Origin of the sequence: Aquamicrobium sp., assembly GCF_023954335.1 — a bacterium.
Lineage (GTDB): Bacteria > Pseudomonadota > Alphaproteobacteria > Rhizobiales > Rhizobiaceae > Aerobium.
On sequence record NZ_JAMLIE010000002.1, the window covers coordinates 69,818 to 89,848 of the forward strand.

The window sequence follows — 20,031 nt, forward strand, 5'->3', positions numbered from 1 at the left end:
GACACAGATGCTCTATCTGGAAACACAGAACGGCTTCGCTGCGTGGCGCGGTGAGCCGATCGAAGACATTCGCTATCCGCGCTCTATCGAGCAACGATGGTCGCCGGAAGACCTTGCTGCAATCGGCCTTTACCTTCCCGAGCCTGCCGATCCGGTCCCGGAGGGCAAGATCGTCACGGGACAGTCCGTCCAGCGCGTTGAGGGCGTGGTGAAGTGGGTGCATGAGCTTGACGATGCGCCGCCTGTATCGCCTGAAGTCCCCGCCGTTGTCTCCATGCGTCAGGCCCGCCTTGCCCTTCTCGCGGCGGGTCTTCTCGGGGCGTTGGAGAGCGGGATTGACGGCCTGCCGGAACCGGACAGAAGCGCAGCCCGGATCGAATGGGAATACGCGACCGAGCTTCGCCGCGATCATCCGCTGATCGTGTCGCTTGCCCAGCAACTGGACCTGAGCGAGCAGCAGGTTGACGGCCTGTTCATCGCAGCCAGCCAGATCACCTGACCCGCCGCGCCCGATAGCCAGCGCGGCCAACTCCCGGCCCCGTCCAATATGGCCGGGCTTTTTATCCTGAATGTGGGCGGCCGTGGGCAGGCAACAAGGGCAACAAGGGCAACAACGGCATTGCCGCAGTTGCCAATTGACGGCCGCGCCCGCCAGACAGTTACCGCCATCCGAACAGTGGAGAAAGCCAATGGATCGCGCTGCATTCTATGCGGCTCTGCGGAGCCGTGCCAACACGCTTTTCGGAACAAGTCTGTCGCAGCCTCAGATAGACCGCATGGAGGCGATCCTGAACCGGCTCGACGCCAAGCGGATCATGCTGGAACAGGCGGCCTATATCTTCGGAACAGCCTATCACGAAAGTGACCGCTTCCGCACGATGGAGGAATACGCCTCCGGGGCAGCCTATGAGGGGCGCAAGACGCTCGGCAATACCCAGCCGGGCGACGGGAAGCGCTTCAAGGGGCGTGGCTTCGTCCAGATCACCGGCCGGCGCAACTATACCGACTGGGCCAAACGCCTTGGCGTCGATCTCGTCGCCAATCCGGCGCTTGCGGCGAGGCTCGATCATGCCACCACGATCCTGATAGACGGTATGATGCTCGGCACGTTCACGGGCAAGAAACTGCCCGACTACGTGGCCGGCACGAAGAAGGATTATGTCGGTGCTCGCCGCGTCGTGAATGGCACGGATCGGGCGGCAATGATCGCCACATATGCCCGCGCGTTCGAGAAGGCGCTTGTCGAGGCCGGCTATTCGGCCAGCGCAGCCCCGCCAGCGCCCGCGAAGCCTGTTCCCGCTCCAATCCCCGCGCCGAAGCCGGAACCCGCTCCTGCGCCTTCCATGGCCGGAGAAAAGCTATCCCACAGCAAGCGGTTCTGGACGTGGCTCAGCACGGGCGGCGGAACGGCGGCGCTCCCGTTCGTGGATTGGCGTGTCCAGTTCCTGATCGTGCTCGTCATCGTCGGCTTTGCGATCTACGCCATCGCGACCATGCCGGCCGTGCGCAGGAAGCTGGGGCTGGCGTGATGCTGTCCTTCCTTTTCTCCCGCGCCGGTGCGGCGATGGTCGGCATTGTCGCCGTTCTCGGCCTCCTGACCTTCTCGCACCGTTTTGCCTATCAGGCGGGCCGCACGGCCGAAAGAACGGCCATCCTCAACCGCTCCGTCGAAATCCTGCGCGAAAGGAACGCGACCGATGACGAAATCCGCAATATGGACGATGCCGCTCTTTGCGCTGCTCTTGGCGGGGTGTTCGCAGACGGTTCCTGCCAGTGAGTGCGATGGCTGGCGAAAGCTGACGCCCTCGGCCGAGACGCGCGCCTTCGTCATCGCGCAGGACAGGCCTTTCGCCGAGCAGGTCGCGGCTCACAATACGTTCGGGACCAGGCGAGGGTGCTGGAAATGAGCGATGCAAAGCGGTTTGACGATCTGCCGGACGATACCAAAGATTTCCTGACGGACCTCAGTCCGGATGACGTTCGCACAATCAGGGCTGGCCTACCAATCGTCAGGGCGATCATCGGTTTCGGCAAGGTGACGAAGTGGCTGGCAATCGCAGCCCTCGGCATCCTCGGGGGCATCGTCATGCTGGGCGAGAGTATCATGAAGGTACTCGGTTGGCTCAAGCCGCCACCGGGATGATACCTACGCCGCCGCTGAGTATTGCCGCCGCCGGATCACGATACTCAAGTAGCGCCTGACCTCTATGCATTTTCTGCATATTGCTTCGCCCCGCTGCCGAAAGGTGGCGGGGCGCTTTTATGTTTGAGGTTCACATGAACCTATGGGGAACTATGTGCTTTCCCGCTAAGTCTTTGATTTGGATGGTGGGCGTGACAGGGATTGAACCTGTGACCCCTACGATGTCAACGTAGTGCTCTCCCGCTGAGCTACACGCCCATCCGATGCCCGCGCATACACCACAGGCCGGGGTCGGCGTCAATAGAGGAAAACTCTCCCGACGCCGATATTGGAAGGCGGTGTCAGGCCGCCTTCAGCATCTTCTCGACCTCGGTGACGAGGTCGCGCAGATGGAAGGGCTTCGACAGGACCTTGGCGTCCTTCGGGGCGCGAGAATCCGGGTTCAGCGCCACCGCCGCGAAGCCGGTGATGAACATCACCTTGAGGTCCGGGTCGATCTCGGTGGCGCGCCGCGCCAGCTCTATCCCGTCCATCTCCGGCATGACGATGTCGGTCAGCAGCAGCGAGAACGGCTCCTCGCGCAGCCGCTCATAGGCGCTGGCGCCATTGTCGAAATCGCTGACGTCGTAGCCGGCGCGCTCGAGCGCCTTCACCAGAAAGCGACGCATGTCGTCGTCGTCTTCCGCAAGCAGGATTCTTGCCATAAGTCCCGTCCGAATCAGTCTTATCCGTCGCCCCGGCCACCATGCGGAGCGTTCCCGACCCTTTGCCGTATATGCTCGCCGGGCGGTAAATATCAAGTGAACGCAGGCGCTGCGCGGCGATGCCGCGACCGGCACCCTCGGGCGCGGCTGGACAGGCGGGGCGGCAGATGGCAGGGTCCGGCGGTAGGCGGCGGCGAAGCCGGGCCCGCCTTCTGAGCGTTCGCGGAACACGGGCAGCGGGAGACAAATGTCGGCAGCGCAGGATTTCGTCGCGACCCCGCCCTTCGCGACCATCGCCCCCGCCGAGCAGCGGGTGCCGTTCGTGCTGAACTCGCCGCATAGCGGCCGCTTCTATCCGCCGCGCTTCCTTGCCATGAGCCGGCTCGACGCCTCGGCCATCCGCCGCTCGGAGGATTGCTACGTCGACGAGCTGTTCCGCGGCGCGGTGGCGCTCGGCGCGCCGATGCTGGCGGCCAACTTTCCGCGCGCCTATCTCGACGTCAACCGCGAGCCGTGGGAACTCGATCCGCGCATGTTCGAGGAGGCGCTGCCCGCCCATGCCAACATGCGCTCGGCGCGCGTGGTCGGCGGGCTCGGCACCGTGCCGCGGCTGGTCGGCGAGGGCCAGGAGATCTATACCGGCAAGCTGCCGCTCGCCGAGGCGCTCTCGCGCATCGAGACGAGCTACAAGCCCTATCACGAGGCACTGGGGCGGCTTCTTTCGCGTACGCGGGCGGCGTTCGGCTTCGCGGTGCTGATCGACTGCCACTCGATGCCGGCGAGCGTGCGGGTAGGGGACGGGTCGGTGCGGCCGGACTTCATCGTCGGCGACCGCTTCGGCACCGCCTGCGCCCCGGCACTGACCGACGCTGCGATCGCGATCCTCATCGGCATGGGCTACAACGTCGCCCACAACAAGCCTTATGCCGGCGGCTTCATCACCGAGCATTACGGCCGGCCCGCACAGGGCGTCCACGCTTTGCAGATCGAGATCAATCGCGGGCTTTATCTCAACGAGCGCACCTACGAGCCGTCGGTCGGCTTCGCGCCGCTCGCCGCCGATCTGACCCGCTTCTGCGCCGAGATGATGGCGATCCCCGAAAGCCTGATCGTGCCCGGCACGGTGCCGCTCGCGGCGGAGTGAGCGGGATATTCCCCACCATACCGGTCAAAAAAAGACCGCACCGTTGCTTACGGCGCGGCCGAAGTCTAGGGAGGAAACGCCCAAGGAGGGCATGAACAGGTTTCCCTGTTCATCTTCAAGTCTATGTTGCGTTGCACAAATGTCAAGCCGATTGTTCATGCCATGAACAATCGGGATCGTCCGTGCGGTGCGGGTCGTGCGATGCGGGTTTTCGGCAAGAGGTGGCGATGAGGATCGAGAAGGAATTCATGCGGCGGATCGCCGCCGCCGCGGCGGCCGAGACGCTGCCGCGTTTCCGCATGGCGGGGCTCGCCTCGGACAATAAATACGCCGTCGGCTTCGACCCGGTGACGGAGGCGGACCGCGCCGCCGAGCAGGCGATCCGCTCCCTGATCCACGACGCCTTTCCCGACCACGGCATCGTCGGCGAGGAGTTCGGCGTCGAGAACGGCGACAGCCGGCATGTCTGGGTCATCGACCCCATCGACGGCACGCGCTCCTTCATCTCCGGCATCCCGTTGTGGGGAACGCTGGTCGGCCTGCTCGAGGACGGCGACGCGGTGGCGGGGATGATGTTCCAGCCCTTCACCGGCGAAGCCTTTCACGCCGATGCCGACGGCGCGCATTATGAAGGGCCGGGCGGGGCGCGCGCGCTTGGCGTCCGCCCGACGACGGCGCTGGGGGAGGCGACGCTGTGCACGACGACGCCGGCGCTGTTCGCAGGCGGCAAGCGCGCGGCCTATGACCGGCTGGAGCGCGAGGTGAAGCTCGCGCGCTACGGCACGGATTGCTACGCCTATGCGATGCTGGCGGCCGGCACCATCGACCTCGTGGTCGAGAGCGGGCTCCAGCTCTACGACATCGTCGCGCTGGTGCCGATCATCGAAAAGGCCGGCGGCGTCATCACCACCTGGGACGGCGGGCCGGCCGAGAAGGCGGGCGACATCGTCGCCGCCGCGACGCCGGAGCTGCACCGGGCGGCGCTGGAACTGCTCAACGGCTGAGCGATAGCCGCCTACCCGCCGCTGCCGGGCACGAAGGCGTCGAACGCGGCGAGGAACTGCTGGCGATAGATATCGGCTTCCTGCAACAGCTCGTGGCGCGCGCCGTCGATGGTCAGCAGCCCGCCGGCGCGCAACGAGCGGCCGAAGCGCTCGCTGGCGGCCGAATCGACCACCTGCTCGGCCCCGGCGGCGATGGCGAGGACCGGGATCTTCAGCGCCGCGGCGAAGCCGGGCGCATTGACCCTGGCCGCCGCCTTGAAGACGGCGCGCACCCAGGTGGCGGTGACGCCGCCGAGCGCGAATTCGGGATACCAGCGATAGAGAGCGAGGTTGCGCGCGTAGCGCACCGGGTCGCTGGTCAGCACGTTCTCGTCGAACGGCGTCGGCTCCAGCCCGCGCGGGCCGCCGCTGATATAGGACGCGCCGAGGCCGAAGGCGTGCATGGCGCTCGCCAGCCTTTTGGCGTTGCGGGCGGAAATCGTCCCGTCCGGCAGGCCGAGCAGCGGCGCGGACAGCACCATGCGCTCGACCCGGCTTTGCAGCGCCGGCGCGGCGACGAGCGCGACGAGCGCCCCGGTCGAATGGGCGAGGATGTAATAGGGGCCGCGGCAGTCGGGCAGGACGATCTGGCGGAAGAACGGCTCGAGGTCGGCGGCGTAGTCGTCGAAGTCGCGGACGTGGCCGCGCTCGGGGTCGGCGAGCAGCCGCTGCGACCCGCCCTGTCCGCGCAGGTCGAAGGTGGCGACCCCGAAGCCGCGCGCCGACAGGTCGCGCACGGTCTCGAAATATTTCTCGATGCACTCGTTGCGCCCCTGGAGGACGACCACCGTTCCCTTCAGCGGGCGGCCCGTCGCCTTGAAGCAGGCGTAACGCAGGCGCCTGCCGTCCGGCGCGGCGAGGAAGCCGGCGCTGGCGTTTTCCGGCATCGGGTTGCCCGGCGTCTCGAAAATGAAGTCCGGCATGGCGGGAAGGTCTGTCTCCGGAGCGGGTACCTGCCCGTGATAGGAAGCGCGCGGCGGAAATGCAAAGGGTTTCAGTGCGGCCGGAAGCCCGGAACGTGAAAGGCCGGAAGCGCTTTTCGGGCGGCTTCCGGCCTTCTGTCGATCCGGGAGGAAGGGACGATACACCCGGCTCGGCCTCGCTGGCGGCGCTTCGTTGCGCCGTCGATCGCGTTGTTGGGTGTATTTCTAGCGCGTGCCGCCTGAACCAAAGCCGAAACGGCGGTTCATCTGGCGTTCATGTTGGCGGGGTTGCCGGAGGCCTTGAAATCGGAAAGGGCAAAACCCAGATCATTGCTGCGGCCGCCGATGACGGGGCCGCTGGCCGCGGGAAGACGCCGGAACGGGTTTTCTGCATGCAGCCATACGCAAAACCATGTTGCTCGACAGGAGAACACACCATGCGTCACGTCGATTTTTCGCCGCTCTATCGCTCGACCGTCGGTTTCGACCGTCTCTTCACGATGCTCGATTCGCTCGCGCAGCCGGATAACAGCGGCCAGTCCTATCCGCCCTACAACATCGAGCGCACCGGCGACGACGCCTACCGCATCTCTATGGCGGTTGCCGGCTTCTCGGAAGACGAGATTTCGATCGAGGCTCACCGCAACGTGCTGACGGTGAAGGGCGAGCGCGTCGAGGAGCAGGCGGACGGCCGCGAGTTCCTGCATCGCGGCATCGCCGCGCGCGCCTTCGAGCGCCGTTTCCAACTCGCCGACCATGTCGAGGTCGAGGGCGCGGAGCTGAAGAACGGCCTGCTGCACATCGATCTCAAGCGCAACGTGCCGGAAGAGATGAAGCCGCGCCGCATCGAGATCGCCAGCGCCCCGGCCAGGGCGAAGCAGATCGAGGCCAAGGCCACGCACTGATCGCATCCGTAAGGATCGGAAATAGAAGGGCGGCGTCTTCGGACGCCGCCTTTTTTTGTTCAGGCGAGCAGCGCGCCGAAGCGGTCGACCTCGTCCTGCGTGGTGGCGAAGCTGGTGACGAGGCGCACCAGCGTCTCGTTCTCGTTTATGCCGCCGGCGATCTCGCGCGGCGGATGCCAGTCGTAGAACACCGCGCCTTGCGCCTTCAGCCTCTCGGCCGCCGTCTTTTCGAGAATCGGAAACACCTCGTTGGCCTGCGGCTTCCAGCCGAGGCGGGCATGCGGCGAGGCCTCGACATGGGCGGCGAGACGCCGGGCCATCGCATTGGCGTGCCGCGCGGTCTCCAGCCACAGGCCATCGCGAAAATAGGCCTCGAACTGGGCGGCGACGAAGCGCGACTTGGAAAAGAGCTGCGCCGCGCGCTTGCGGATGAAGGGAAACTGCCGCGCCCTGTCGGCATCCATGAACACGACCGCCTCGGCGCACCAGCAGCCGTTCTTGGTGCCGCCGAAGGAGACGATGTCGACGCCGCGCTTCCAGGTCATTTCGGCGGGGGTCAGGCCGAGCGAGACGAGGGCGTTGGCGAAGCGCGCGCCGTCCATGTGCAGCGAAAGGCCGTTTTTTCGCGCGACGGCGGCTATCGCCTCGATGTCGTCGGCGCCGTAGACGGTGCCGATTTCGCTCGCCTGCGTGATCGAGACCGCGGCCGGCTGGCCGGAATGGACGAAAGCGGCGGGATAGCGGTCGATTTCGGCCTGCAAGGCCTGCGGCGTGATGCGGCCGAGCGGGCCGTCGACCGGGGCGAGGCGGCCGCCGCCGGAAAGATATTCGACAGCGCCGCCTTCATCGGCGATCATGTGGGCTTGCGCGTGGGCGAAGTAGACGCCGCCCGGCCGCGCCAGCGCCGTCATCGACAGCGCGTTGGCGGCCGTGCCGGTGCCGACGAAGAACACCGCCACCTCGCGCTCGAAGATGTCGCAGAAGGTGCGCCCGACCGCCTTGTCGAGGTCGCCCGAACCATAGGCGGACATGTAGCCGGCCGCATGACGGGCGAGATTTTCGGCGATAGCCGGATGGGCGCCGGCCCAGTTGTCGGAGGCGAAGATCATGTTCGGCAGAGTCCGGAAGAGAAGGTTGCAGGCATTTCCACTGTGGACGGACGCGGCCCGTTGGGCAAGGGTCGGCGCGATTTCTGAACGGAAAGAACGCAATTGCGCCGTCTGGCGCAGCAAAGTTTCGCCACATGCCGGATTTTTTTGCATTTGCGTCTTGTGCGTTGCCGGCTCCTGTGGCATGGATATATAGGACAGTATTGCTGTCTTATACAGCATTGCTGTCCTATCTGCCGCCGGCAACGACGAGGCGGCGAATGCGTTTCGCATCCGCCGCGGCTTCACGAAGCGGGCGGTCCCATAGGGAAGATGCCGGCTTTCGCGCCGGGCGGCGCATGAAAGCGCCCCCGAACGACGGCGCGGCGAACGACATGAGACATGACAGGACGGAGGACAAGGCGATGACGCATCGGACGCCAGCCGCATCGATGGCCGGGGCAGGAACCGTGTGCGCCAAAACCGCCGCCGCGACGAAGACCGAGGCGATTCGCGCCGCCGCGGCGCAAGGGCTCTACGACCCGCGCAACGAGCACGACGCCTGCGGCGTCGGCTTCATCGCCCAGATGAAGAACGTGAAATCGCACCAGATCGTGCGCGACGGCCTCGCCATGCTGGAGAACCTGACCCACCGCGGCGCGGTCGGCGCCGACCCGCTGATGGGCGACGGCGCGGGCGTGCTGGTGCAGATTCCCGACCGCTTCTTTCGCGAGGAGATGGAGCGCCAGGGCGTCGAGCTTCCTGCGCCTGGCCAGTATGCAGTCGGCCACTGGTTCATGCCGCAGGACGAGGCGGCACGCCTCCATGTCGAGGCGATCGTTGCCGAATCAGCCCAGTCGGAAGGCATCCCCTTCCTCGGCTTCCGCGACGTTCCGGTCGACAATTCCTCGCTGTCGAGCGCGCCCGACATCGCCGCGTCCGAGCCCTGCCATCGCCAGGCGTTCTTCGGCCGGCCCGAGGGCGTCGAGGACGACGAGGTTTATGAGCGGCGGCTGTTCATCCTGCGCAAGGTGATCTCCGGCCGCATCTATGCCGAGCACGACAACCGCGACATCGGCGCCTATTGCGTGTCGCTGTCGTCGCGCACCATCGTCTACAAGGGCATGTTCCTCGCCTATCAGGTCGGGGCCTACTATCGCGACCTTTCCGATCCGCGCTTCGAGACGGCACTGATCCTCGTCCACCAGCGGTTCTCGACCAACACCTTCCCGTCGTGGAAGCTGGCGCATCCCTACCGCATGGTCGCCCACAACGGCGAGATCAACACCGTGCGCGGCAACGTCAACTGGATGGCGGCGCGGCAGGCGTCGGTCGATTCCGAGCTGTTCGGCAACGACATCGCCAAGCTGTGGCCGATCTCCTACGAGGGCCAGTCGGATACGGCCTGCTTCGACAATGCGCTCGAATTCCTGACCCAGGGCGGCTACAGCCTCGCCCACGCCATGATGATGCTGATCCCGGAAGCCTGGGCCGGCAACAAGCTGATGAACGACGAGCGCAAGGCGTTCTACGAGTATCACGCCGCCCTGATGGAGCCGTGGGACGGGCCGGCGGCGGTGGCCTTCACCGACGGCCGCCAGATCGGCGCGACGCTCGACCGCAACGGCCTGCGCCCCGCGCGCTACGTCGTCACCGACGACGACCGCGTCATCCTCGCCTCCGAGGCCGGCGCGCTGCCGGTGCCGGAGGAGCGCATCGTCAGAAGGTGGCGGCTCCAGCCCGGCCGCATGCTGCTGATCGATCTGGAAGAAGGGCGTATCGTCTCCGACGACGAGATCAAGAGCGAGATCGCGACGCGCCACCCTTACCGCAAGTGGCTCGACAACACCCAGCTCATCCTCGAGGAGCTGAAGCCGGTGGAGCCGCGCGCGCTGCGCAAGGACGTGTCGCTGCTCGACCGCCAGCAGGCCTTCGGCTACACGCAGGAGGATTTGAAGCTGTTGATGGCGCCGATGGCGACCACCGCGCAGGAAGCGATCGGCTCGATGGGCACGGACACGCCCATCGCGGCGATGTCCGACAAGCCGAAGCTGCTCTACGACTATTTCAAGCAGAATTTCGCCCAGGTGACGAACCCGCCCATCGACCCGATCCGCGAGGAGCTGGTGATGAGCCTCGTCTCCTTCATTGGGCCGAGGCCGAACATCTTCGACCTCGTCGGCTCGTCCCGCAAGAAGCGGCTGGAAGTGCGCCAGCCGGTGCTGACCAACGCCGACCTCGAAAAGATCCGCTCCATCGGCCACACCGAGGACCGCTTCGACACCAAGACCATCGACATCACCTATTCGGTGACGGAAGGGGCCGAGGGCATGCCGGCGGCCATCGAGCGGCTGTGCGAGCGCGCCGAGGCGGCCGTCGCCGGCGGCTACAACATCATCGTGCTCTCCGACCGGCAGATCGGGCCTGACCGCATCGACATCCCGACGCTGCTGGCCACGGCGGCGGTCCACCACCACCTGATCCGCAAGGGGCTGCGCACCTCGGTCGGGCTCGTGGTCGAATCCGGCGAGCCGCGCGAGATTCACCACTTCTGCTGCCTTGCCGGCTACGGCGCGGAGGCGATCAACCCCTATCTCGCCTTTGACACGCTGATCGACATGCACCGCAAGGGCCAGTTCCCGCCCGAGGTGGACGAACAGGAAGTCGTTACCCGCTACATCAAGTCCATCGGCAAGGGCATCCTCAAGGTCATGTCCAAGATGGGCATCTCGACCTACCAGTCCTATTGCGGCGCGCAGATCTTCGACGCGATCGGCCTGTCGTCGGAGTTCGTCGACAAGTACTTCACCGGCACGGCCACCACCATCGAGGGCATCGGGCTGGAGCAGATGTGCGCCGAGACCGTGCGCCGCCACACCGACGCCTTCGGCGAGGACCCGGTGCTGAAGCACGCGCTCGAAGTCGGCGGCGAGTACATGTACCGCATGCGCGGCGAGGCGCATATGTGGACGCCGGACGCGGTGGCGACGCTCCAGCACGCGGTGCGCAAGGGATCGTGGGAGACGTTCAAGGAGTTCTCGCGCGAGATCGACGGCGAGGCCGCGCGGGCGCGGACCATCCGCGGGCTGTTCCGCATCAGGACGGCCGAGGAAACCGGCCGCGCGCCGGTGCCGCTCGACGAGGTCGAGTCGGCTGCGGACATCGTCAGGCGCTTCTCGACCGGGGCGATGTCGTTCGGCTCGATCTCCAGAGAAGCGCACACGACGCTCGCCATCGCCATGAACCGGATCGGCGGCAAGTCGAACACCGGCGAGGGCGGCGAGGAGCCTGACCGCTACCTGGCCCTGCCCGACGGCTCGCCCAACCCGGAGCGCTCGGCGATCAAGCAGGTGGCGTCGGGCCGCTTCGGCGTGACGACCGAATACCTCGTCAATTCCGACGTCATCCAGATCAAGGTGGCGCAGGGCGCCAAGCCCGGCGAGGGCGGCCAGCTTCCCGGCCACAAGGTCGACGCCACGATCGCCAAGACGCGGCATTCGACGCCGGGCGTCGGCCTGATCTCGCCGCCGCCGCATCACGACATCTATTCGATCGAGGATCTGGCGCAGCTCATCTACGATCTGAAGAACGTCAATCCGGTCGCCGACATCTCGGTCAAGCTCGTCTCCGAGGTCGGCGTCGGCACGGTGGCGGCGGGCGTCGCCAAGGCGCGCGCCGACCACATCACCATCGCCGGCTACGACGGCGGCACCGGCGCCTCGCCGCTGACCTCGCTGAAGCATGCCGGTTCGCCGTGGGAGATCGGCCTTGCCGAGACCCAGCAGACGCTGGTGCTCAACGGGTTGCGCTCGCGCGTCGCGCTCCAGGTCGACGGCGGCCTGCGCACGGGCCGCGACGTTATCATCGGCGCGCTGCTCGGGGCCGACGAGTTCGGCTTCGCCACCGCGCCGCTCATCGCGGCCGGCTGCGTGATGATGAGGAAGTGCCACCTCAACACCTGCCCGGTCGGCGTCGCGACGCAGGACCCGGTGCTGCGCAAGCGCTTCAAGGGCGCGCCCGAGCATGTCGTCAACTACTTCTTCTACGTCGCGGAAGAGGTGCGCGAGCTGCTCGCCGCCATGGGCTATCGCAGACTCGATGAGATCGTCGGCGAGACGGGGCTGCTCGAAAAGGAAACGATGATCGACCACTGGAAGGCGCGGGGGCTCGACTTCTCGCGCATCTTCCACAAGCCGGATGCACTGCCTGAGGAACGGCTGCACACGCGCCTTCAGGAGCACCCGATCGACGACGTGCTCGACCGCAGGCTGATCGAGCTGGCGAAGCCGGCGCTCGACGCGCGCCAGAAGGTCGAGATCGAGGTCCCGATCCGCAATGTCGACCGCTCGGCCGGCGCGATGCTGTCGGGCGAGGTGGCGAAGCGCTTCGGCCACAAGGGGCTACGCGACGACACCATCTCGGTGAAGCTCACCGGCACGGCCGGGCAGTCGTTCGGCGCCTTCCTGGCGCGCGGCATCTCCTTCGAGCTCAACGGCGACGGCAACGACTATGTCGGCAAGGGGCTCTCGGGCGGGCGCATCGTCATCCGCCCGCCGGAAGGCTCGCGGATCGTGGCGACGGAGTCGATCATCGCCGGCAACACCGTGCTCTACGGCGCCATCCAGGGCGAGTGCTATCTCTCCGGCGTCGCCGGCGAGCGCTTCGCCGTGCGCAATTCCGGCGCGGTCGCGGTCGTCGAGGGCGTCGGCGACCATGGCTGCGAATACATGACCGGCGGCCTCGTGGTCGTGCTCGGCCGCACGGGCCGCAACTTCGCCGCCGGCATGTCGGGCGGCGTCGCCTATGTGCTCGACGAGGACGGCGACTTCGCCGCCCGCTGCAACATGGCGATGGTCGAGCTGGAGCCGGTGCCGGAAGAGGACGACATGCTGGAGAAGCTGCACCATCACGGCGGCGACATCGCCCATATGGGCCGCGTCGACGTATCGGGCGACATGACCAGCCATGACGAGGAGCGGCTCTACCAGCTCGTCTCCAACCATCTCCACTACACCGGCTCGGAACGCGCGCGCGCCATTCTCGAGAACTGGGCCGACTACCGGCCGAAGTTCCGCAAGGTGATGCCGGTCGAGTACCGCCGCGCGCTGGAAGACATGGAGCGCATGCGCAAGGGAGCGGCGGCGGCATGATAAGGCTGGCCATCTTCCCAATGGGCGTCCCGCCCTCGCTCAAACCCGGAGCGCGTCCGCGCTGATCGAGGGGTCGCGAGCGGCGGCCCGCCATGCCGGGGCAGGGCTCCGGTTTCGATTGACACTACGCACGACCGCGCGCCGGCATCGATGCCGGCTGGTCGAACGGAAAGTCCGGGGATTGGACCGATGGGCAAGGTAACGGGATTTCTCGAGATCGACAGGCAGGTGCCGAAGTACCAGCCGGCGGCGGATCGCATCCGCCATTTCCGGGAGTTCACGCTCCCGATGTCCGACAAGGAGGTGGAGAAGCAGGCCGCGCGCTGCATGGATTGCGGCGTGCCCTATTGCCACGGGCCGACGGGCTGCCCGGTCCACAACCAGATCCCGGACTGGAACGACCTCGTCTACAATGGCGACTGGGAAGGGGCGATCCGCAACCTGCATTCGACCAACAACTTCCCCGACTGGACCGGCCGCATCTGCCCGGCCCCGTGCGAGGAAGCCTGCACGCTGAACCTCGAGGACATCCCTGTCGCCATCAAGACGGTGGAGCAGGCCATCGCCGACAGGGCCTACGAGACGGGGTTTCTCGCGCCGCAGCCGGCGGCGCAGCAGACCGGCAGGCGCGTCGCGGTCATCGGCTCCGGCCCGGCCGGCATGGCCGCCGCCCAGCAGCTCGGCCGCGCCGGCCACGAGGTCCATGTCTACGAGCGCGAATCGAAGCCCGGCGGGCTGATGCGCTACGGCATCCCCGACTTCAAGATCGAGAAGCAGTATGTCGACGCGCGCGTCAGCCAGATGGAGGGCGAGGGCGTCACCTTCTTCTGCGGGGTCAATGTCGGTGTCGACAAGCCGGTCGCCGACCTCATCGCCGAATACGACGCGGTGCTCTATTGCGGCGGCTCGGAAACGCCGCGCCCGGCCGGCATTCCCGGCGTCGACTATGCCGGCGTCCACGACGCGATGCCCTATCTCGTCCAGCAGAACCGCCGCGTCGGCGGCGAGGACATCTGCTCCGTCGCCTGGCCGTCCGAGCCGATCCTCGCCGGCGGCAAGCATGTCGTCGTCGTCGGCGGCGGCGACACCGCGTCCGACTGCGTCGGGACGGCGTTCCGGCAGGGCGCGGTGCGCGTCACCCAGCTCGACATCCGCCCCCGTCCGCCGGAGAAGGAGGACAAGCTGACCGTGTGGCCCTACTGGGCGACGAAGATGCGCGTCTCGACCAGCCAGGCCGAAGGGGCGGCGCGCGAATTCCAGGCGGCGACGCTCGAATTCGTCGGCGACGAGGACGGCGTGCTGACCGGGGTGAAGTGCTGCGAGGTCGACGAGCGGCGCAAGCCCGTTGCCGGCAGCGAGTTCATCATCCGCGCCGATCTCGCCTTCATCGCCATCGGCTTCGCCGGGCCGCGCGAGGACGGCGTCGTCGGCGAGCTTCGGGGCAGCCTCGCACTCTCCGTCGATTCCCGCCGCTCGACCAACGTCGTCGCCAACGACCGCACTTACGCGACCAGCGTGCCGAAGCTGTTCGCGGCCGGCGACGTGCGGCGCGGCCAGTCGCTGGTGGTGTGGGCGATCCGCGAAGGCCGGCAGGCGGCGCATGCCATCGACAAGCACCTGATGGGCGAGACGCTGCTGCCGCGGTGAATTGATCCGCCGTCGAGGCATCTTCTCCCCGTGAACGGGTAGAAGGGGGGCGGAGAGGTTGCGGCAGTGTTTCGCCCCGTTCAGGGGGCGGCGGCCTATCGCGTCAGCGCGCCGGTCGTTTCCGGCGCGGGCGCGGCAGCGGCCGCCGGCACCACGGCCTCGGGCCTGCGGGCGACGAAGTCGTCGGCGCGGCCGGGCCTCGTCTCGGGCGCGATGCCCTCGCGGGCGAGCTTTTCGGCGGGGGTCTTCGCCTCGCCGTTCGGCGGCGCCACGACGGCGCCAAGGAGGCCCGAGCCTGCTTCCGCGCCGAGATCGTCGATGGCGAGGGGCGGGGTGCGGTCGATCTCGGCGGGCGCGCCGTCGGGACCCGGTACGAGGCCGGGCTCGGGCGCGAGGGAATCCGGCCTGCCGGCATCTCTCAAGTCGAGCAGGCGGGCGAGCGGCTTCTCGACATAGAACGCCATCTTGCGTCGGCCGGCGCGGGTGACGTTGATGCCGTCCTCGGCGCGCAGCTGCGCGGGCTGGCCGTTCATGTCCGGCCCTTTGGCGACGAAGCTGCCGCTCTCGTCGACGAAACCGTCCCAGACATCGATGAACTCGCCCCCGGCATCGGTGACGATGCGGCGATAGATGTCGTTGAAGGCGATCATGTCCGACGACATCGCCGACGACTTGAACGGCAGGTTGCCGATCCACAGCAGGGGCAGGTTCCTGTCGCGGATCGCCTTCACCAGCGCCGTCGCGCGACGCTCGTACTCGGCGGTCCACGCGTCCGAGCGCGGGGCCTCGCGGGTGTCGCCGACGCGCATCTGCTGGCGGTCGTTGGAGCCGATCATCACGATGACGGCGGCCGGGTTCTCGGCCTCGATGACCGAAGCGATGTTGCCCGGCCAGTCGTAGTGGTCGTCGCGCACGAGGCCGGACGAGCCGTTCGAGCGGCCGACGACGAGGACATTGGCGTTCTCCGCATAGGCGCTCGCCAGCCCGTCGGCGAGGCCGCCGGCGAGGAAGTCGCCGATGACGAGGACGCGCCGGGCGTCCTCTGCCTTCGCCACGGTGGGAACCGCCGGCTGCTGGGCCGCTGGGGCGGTGCGCCGCTGCGCCGGCCGGCGCGGCTTGGTCTCGACGGGTGCGGCACGGTCCTGCTTCTCGCCGCGGGGGAACAGGAAGCGCAAGAGCCCGCCGCCGCGCCGCTCGCCGCTTTCCTGGGCATGGGCCCCGGCGGGGCCGAAGCCGCCGCCCGGCGAGGGCATGGCGAGGGCGAGCAGCAGCCCGGCGCAGACGATGCGCCCGAAATGCCCCAAAGGCGCGGTGAAAGCCTTCATGCCCGCTCCGTCATATGCTTCTACTGGCCGCGCAGCTTCAGGAGCAGCTCCCTGCTCGGGTGGCCGTCCTGCGACAGTCCGAGGCGCTGTTGTAGCGCCTTGATCGCGGCGCGGGAACCCGTGCCGATCTTGCCGTCGATCTCGCCGTCATAATAGCCGTGGGCGGAAAGCCGCTTCTGCAATTCCTGCGTCTCCGCGAAGGAGAGGCGGGTGAAGGGCCGGTTCCAGTCCTGCACCAGCCCGCCATAGCCGGCGATCTCGTCGGCGAGCAGGCCGACGGCGAGCGCGTAGCGGTCGGAATTGTTGTAAGCCTTGAGGACGCGGAAGTTCTTGATCATCAGGAAGGCCGGGCCTTCGCGCCCGTCCAGCACCTTCAGCTCGGCGCTGTCGCCCGGCGAGGGGAAGGGTTTTCCGCGCGCGCGCCGGACGCCGATCCCGTCCCATTTCGACAGCGACATCGAGCCGGAGGGGAATTTCCTTCCGGCAGGCAGCGACACTTCGTAGCCCCAGGTCTTGCCGTTCTGCCAGCCGTTCTTGCGCAGAAGGTTGGCGGCGGTGGCCAGCGCGTCGGGAACCGAGTTCCAGATGTCGCGCCTGCCGTTGCCGTCGGCATCGACCGCATAGGCGAGGTAGCTCGTCGGGATGAACTGGGTGTGGCCCATCGCGCCGGCCCACGAGCCCTTGAGGTGGCTTTCGTCGATGTCGCCGCTCTGCAGGATCTTCATCGCCGCGATCAGCTGCTGGCGGGCGAACTTCTGCCGCCGCTTGTCGGCATAGGCGAGCGTCGCCAGCGAGCGGACGACGCTGCGCATCACCTTGTCGTTCTTCAGCACCTCGCCATAGCTCGATTCCATCGACCAGATGGCGAGCAGGATGTGGCGGTCGACGCCGTAGGTGCTCTCGATGCGGTCGAGCCACGGCTTCCACTGGCGCGCCATCTCGCGGCCGGTGCGGATGGTGCCCTCGTTTACGCGGTTGTCGAAATAATCCCACACCGGGGCGGTGAATTCGGGCTGGTAGCGGGCCTTTTCCAGCACTTCGGGGTCGGGCGCGGTGACGCCGCGGAAGGCGCGGTCATAGGTGGCGCGGCTGATGCCGCTCTGCGCCGCGGTGGCGCGGAAATCGGCGACCCAGCGCTGGAACCCGGCGTCGGCAAGGGCCGTGCCCGCAGGCAGGACCAGAGCCAAGGCAAGCCCCGCCGCGCGGATGAGCGATGAAAGGCGCGAGCCGTAAGCGGTCATGGATGTCTCCTTTTGCATACGCACAGGGAACCATTCATCGGCCATCGGAGTTAGGATTTGGTTTACCATGTTCCGTAGCATCGCCCGGAATCGGGCAAATTCCGCCCATATCCACCCCATCGTGATCGTTCCGATTCGGTATTCGTCAATCTCGGCATGAAAATGTCCGGCGAACACCTTTCAAACTGCGAGACCCCGATAAAGATGCGTAAAGTCAGAAAGGCCGTCTTTCCCGTCGCTGGCCTCGGCACCCGCTTCCTGCCCGCCACCAAGGCGATCCCGAAGGAGATGCTGACGGTGGTGGACAGGCCGGTGATCCAGTACGTGGTCGACGAGGCCCGCGAGGCCGGCATCGAGCATTTCATCTTCGTCACCGGCCGCAACAAGGCGGTGATCGAGGACCATTTCGACATCCAGTTCGAGCTCTACAACACGCTCGCCGAGCGTGGGAAGGACGAGCAGCTCGAGCGGCTGCGCGCGCTCCAGCCGGTGCCGGGGCAGACCAGCTTCACCCGCCAGCAGGAGCCTCTCGGCCTCGGCCACGCCGTCTGGTGCGCGCGCGAGCTGGTCGGCGACGAGCCGTTCGCGCTGCTCCTGCCGGACATGATCATGCATTCGCAGGAAAGCTGCCTGAAGGGCATGGTCGATCTTTACGACAAGAGCGGCGGCAACGTCGTGGCGGTGCAGGAATGCGACCCGGCCGAGGCGCACAAATACGGCATCGTCGCCAAGGGCGCCGAAGTCGGCGAAGGCTTCGAGATCACCGCGATGGTCGAGAAGCCGGCGAAGGGCACGGCGCCGTCGAATCTCTACATCAACGGCCGCTACATCCTCCAGCCCGAGATCTTCGCCATCCTCGAGAACCAGGAGCGCGGCGCGGGCGGCGAGATCCAGTTGACCGACGCGATGATACGGCTGGGCGACAGCCAGAAGATGTTCGGATTCCACTATCGCGGCGACACCTACGATTGCGGCTCGCCCGAAGGCTTCGTCGAGGCCAACCTCGCCTTCGCGCTCCGGCGGCCGGAGCTGCGCGAGGTGGTCGAGAACGTGATGGCGCGGCTGTCGGGGGCATCGCGCGGATAGCCCATCCGGCCGGGGGCGGTGCCGACCCCTCACCGACCCTTCGGGCCACCTCTCCCCAGAGGGGAGAGGAAAAGCCCAAGCTGGACGAACGATGGCATGGCGGCAGCGATTTTCCTCTCCCCTCTGGGGAGAGGTGGCGAGCGCAGCGAGCCGGTGAGGGGTCTGCGCCGGCCTTTCCGGATCAGCGCCGCAGCGTCATGCCGAGCCAGACGCTGGTCGCGTCCCAGTCACGGCCGGCGAGGGTACTTTCCTGCACCTCATGGCGGGCGCGGGCGGTGATGCCGGCATTGCGGTTCATCCACCAGGTCAGGCCGGCCTCGCCGCGCATGACGATGTCGTGCCCGCCGCCGGAATAGTCGCGCCAGTCGAGCCCGGCCGCGGCGCGCCCGGTCAGGTTGGCGCGCAGCTCGCGCTCGACGGAGAGGTTGCCCGAGTGAAGCAGCGAGCCGCTGTCGCCGGGCGTGGTCGAGCCCTCGACGGCGGTGCTGGCCGAGAGCGCGACGGTGGTGCCGCGCACCGGCGACCACCTGAGATTGCCCGCGAGCGACAGGCCGGAAATGTCGGAAAGGCGCGAATCATCCGGCCGCTCCGTCAGCCAGCCGGCGGCGATCTCGCCGTTCAGCTTCTCGCCGAGGTCGAGCTCGACGCCGGCGCGCAGGGCGTAGTGGTCGGCCGAGCGGGCATAGCCTGCGCTGTCGCGCTCATGGTCGTAGAAGCGGCGGCCTATCTCCGCCTCGACGAAGGGCGCGAGCGCCGGCGACAGCGCATAGCCGGCGCGCAGCGTCGCGGTCGCGAGGGTCGAATCGCGCTCGCGCTGCGAGACGACCGAGCCGTCGGCCAGCTCCGCGTCGTCGAAGGTCTGGCGCATCAGCGCGCCGGTGAGACCGAAGCGCAGCGGCCCGGTATCCTTCGACACGCCGGCGCTGGCGTCGAACGTATGGCGCAGCGGCCGCTCCACGGCGGCCGCGATCGCGCCGGGCGTCGAGGCCGATTCCGGGTTGACGCGGTAGCCGCCGGCGACGAAGGCGGCGAGCTCGTTGGCAAGATCGAAATCGATGCGGCCGGTGGCGCGGCCGTCGACCTCGTCTATCCGTTCGCCGGAAATCGACCGGCGGTAGGAGCCGTCGACGGAGAAAGAGGCGCGATGGCGCGACCAGTCCGAATCCGCGTCGAGCCGCAGCCGGGTTTCAGAGAAGGTCGAGGGCCGGCCGCCGGCGGCGGTGGCCGAGTTGGAGGTCCAGCCGATTCCCTGCTCCAGCTGCGGGCGCAGAATGAAGGTGCCGGCGCGGATGCCGAGCGGGGCGAAAGGGTCGCCCTCGTCGAAGGTCTCGCGGCCCTCGATCGCGCCGACGCGCAGGTTGTCGCGGTCGGTGCGGATGGCGCGCCCGGTGGTGTCCTCCTCGTCGGGCAGCTCGGCGGCAGGGTCGCCGGCTCGTCCCCGCGGGCGCGGCGTCGGCGCGGCGGCATCGGCAGCATCCCGCCAGAGATCGGTGACGGGCTGGTCCTCCTCCTCCACCGGCATCGTGCCGCGCAGGCCGGCGGCGTCCTGCGCGCGCGCGGGCGCAGCCGCGAGGCACGCGCAGGCCAGCGCGAGCACGCTCAAGAATGCCGGAATGCCTGGTCTTCCCGTTC

The 20,031-nt window shown here is 67.5% G+C and carries 17 protein-coding genes and 1 tRNA gene; 9 read left to right on the top strand and 9 right to left on the bottom strand.

What is annotated here, in order from left to right:
- Positions 1-7: 7 nt before the first annotated feature.
- Complete coding sequence (locus M9945_RS12875; protein ID WP_367944933.1) at positions 8-499, top strand: hypothetical protein; 492 nt, start codon at positions 8-10, stop codon at positions 497-499.
- Between the two features lie 136 nt (positions 500-635).
- Positions 636-1,529: a hypothetical protein gene (locus M9945_RS12880; RefSeq protein WP_367944934.1), complete on the top strand. Its 894-nt coding sequence runs from the start codon at positions 636-638 to the stop codon at positions 1,527-1,529.
- On the opposite strand, the gene M9945_RS12885 is transcribed toward M9945_RS12880, so the two are convergent.
- The gene (locus M9945_RS12885; RefSeq protein ID WP_367944935.1) at positions 1,478-1,831 is read right to left on the bottom strand and encodes a hypothetical protein; all 354 of its coding nucleotides are present in this window, start codon (positions 1,829-1,831) and stop codon (positions 1,478-1,480) included. The genes M9945_RS12880 and M9945_RS12885 overlap by 52 nt on opposite strands.
- Before the next feature lie 72 nt (positions 1,832-1,903).
- On the opposite strand from M9945_RS12885, the gene M9945_RS12890 reads away from it, so the two are divergent.
- Positions 1,904-2,143, top strand: a complete 240-nt coding sequence (locus tag M9945_RS12890; protein WP_367944936.1) for a hypothetical protein — start codon at positions 1,904-1,906, stop codon at positions 2,141-2,143.
- Positions 2,144-2,326: 183 nt separating this feature from the next.
- Here M9945_RS12890 and M9945_RS12895 read toward each other — a convergent pair.
- Positions 2,327-2,401: transfer RNA gene (locus M9945_RS12895), tRNA-Val, on the bottom strand.
- Positions 2,402-2,484: 83 nt separating this feature from the next.
- Positions 2,485-2,847: a cell cycle two-component system response regulator CpdR gene (gene cpdR, locus M9945_RS12900; protein WP_367931022.1), complete on the bottom strand. Its 363-nt coding sequence runs from the start codon at positions 2,845-2,847 to the stop codon at positions 2,485-2,487.
- 247 nt (positions 2,848-3,094) lie between these two features.
- On the opposite strand from cpdR, the gene M9945_RS12905 reads away from it, so the two are divergent.
- Positions 3,095-3,991 (top strand): N-formylglutamate amidohydrolase, encoded by an 897-nt coding sequence (locus M9945_RS12905; protein WP_367931021.1) that lies wholly within the window; start codon positions 3,095-3,097, stop codon positions 3,989-3,991.
- A gap of 227 nt (positions 3,992-4,218) precedes the next feature.
- Complete coding sequence (hisN, locus tag M9945_RS12910; RefSeq protein ID WP_367931020.1) at positions 4,219-4,995, top strand: histidinol-phosphatase; 777 nt, start codon at positions 4,219-4,221, stop codon at positions 4,993-4,995.
- An 11-nt stretch (positions 4,996-5,006) separates the two neighbouring features.
- Here the strand turns inward: hisN and M9945_RS12915 are convergent, their stop codons facing one another.
- Together M9945_RS12915 and M9945_RS12920 are read right to left on the bottom strand one after the other, a co-directional pair.
- Complete coding sequence (locus M9945_RS12915; RefSeq protein ID WP_367944937.1) at positions 5,007-5,957, bottom strand: alpha/beta fold hydrolase; 951 nt, start codon at positions 5,955-5,957, stop codon at positions 5,007-5,009.
- Between the two features lie 263 nt (positions 5,958-6,220).
- Complete coding sequence (locus tag M9945_RS12920; RefSeq protein ID WP_367944938.1) at positions 6,221-6,403, bottom strand: hypothetical protein; 183 nt, start codon at positions 6,401-6,403, stop codon at positions 6,221-6,223.
- Here M9945_RS12920 and M9945_RS12925 point away from each other — a divergent pair.
- Entirely contained in the window at positions 6,395-6,862 is a 468-nt protein-coding gene (locus M9945_RS12925; protein WP_367931018.1) for an Hsp20 family protein, read from the top strand. The genes M9945_RS12920 and M9945_RS12925 overlap by 9 nt on opposite strands.
- A gap of 59 nt (positions 6,863-6,921) precedes the next feature.
- Here the strand turns inward: M9945_RS12925 and M9945_RS12930 are convergent, their stop codons facing one another.
- Positions 6,922-7,971 carry a low specificity L-threonine aldolase gene (locus M9945_RS12930; protein WP_367944939.1) on the bottom strand — a complete coding sequence of 350 codons (1,050 nt, stop codon included), beginning with the start codon at positions 7,969-7,971 and terminating at the stop codon, positions 6,922-6,924.
- 374 nt (positions 7,972-8,345) lie between these two features.
- Here M9945_RS12930 and gltB point away from each other — a divergent pair, with 374 nt between their 5' ends.
- Both gltB and M9945_RS12940 read left to right on the top strand, forming a co-directional pair.
- Positions 8,346-13,100 carry a glutamate synthase large subunit gene (gene gltB / locus M9945_RS12935; protein WP_367944940.1) on the top strand — a complete coding sequence of 1,585 codons (4,755 nt, stop codon included), beginning with the start codon at positions 8,346-8,348 and terminating at the stop codon, positions 13,098-13,100.
- Positions 13,101-13,289: 189 nt separating this feature from the next.
- Positions 13,290-14,747, top strand: a complete 1,458-nt coding sequence (locus M9945_RS12940; protein ID WP_367944941.1) for a glutamate synthase subunit beta — start codon at positions 13,290-13,292, stop codon at positions 14,745-14,747.
- A 95-nt stretch (positions 14,748-14,842) separates the two neighbouring features.
- Here the strand turns inward: M9945_RS12940 and M9945_RS12945 are convergent, their stop codons facing one another.
- Both M9945_RS12945 and M9945_RS12950 read right to left on the bottom strand, forming a co-directional pair.
- Positions 14,843-16,072: a DUF459 domain-containing protein gene (locus tag M9945_RS12945; protein WP_367944942.1), complete on the bottom strand. Its 1,230-nt coding sequence runs from the start codon at positions 16,070-16,072 to the stop codon at positions 14,843-14,845.
- A 20-nt stretch (positions 16,073-16,092) separates the two neighbouring features.
- Entirely contained in the window at positions 16,093-17,313 is a 1,221-nt protein-coding gene (locus M9945_RS12950; protein WP_367944943.1) for a lytic murein transglycosylase, read from the bottom strand.
- Positions 17,314-17,517: 204 nt separating this feature from the next.
- Here M9945_RS12950 and galU point away from each other — a divergent pair, with 204 nt between their 5' ends.
- Complete coding sequence (galU, locus tag M9945_RS12955; protein ID WP_367944944.1) at positions 17,518-18,399, top strand: UTP--glucose-1-phosphate uridylyltransferase GalU; 882 nt, start codon at positions 17,518-17,520, stop codon at positions 18,397-18,399.
- 181 nt (positions 18,400-18,580) lie between these two features.
- Here galU and M9945_RS12960 read toward each other — a convergent pair whose 3' ends face one another.
- On the bottom strand, positions 18,581-19,996 hold the full coding sequence (locus tag M9945_RS12960; protein WP_367945579.1) for an outer membrane beta-barrel protein: 1,416 nt from the start codon (positions 19,994-19,996) through the stop codon (positions 18,581-18,583).
- Positions 19,997-20,031 lie beyond the last annotated feature (35 nt).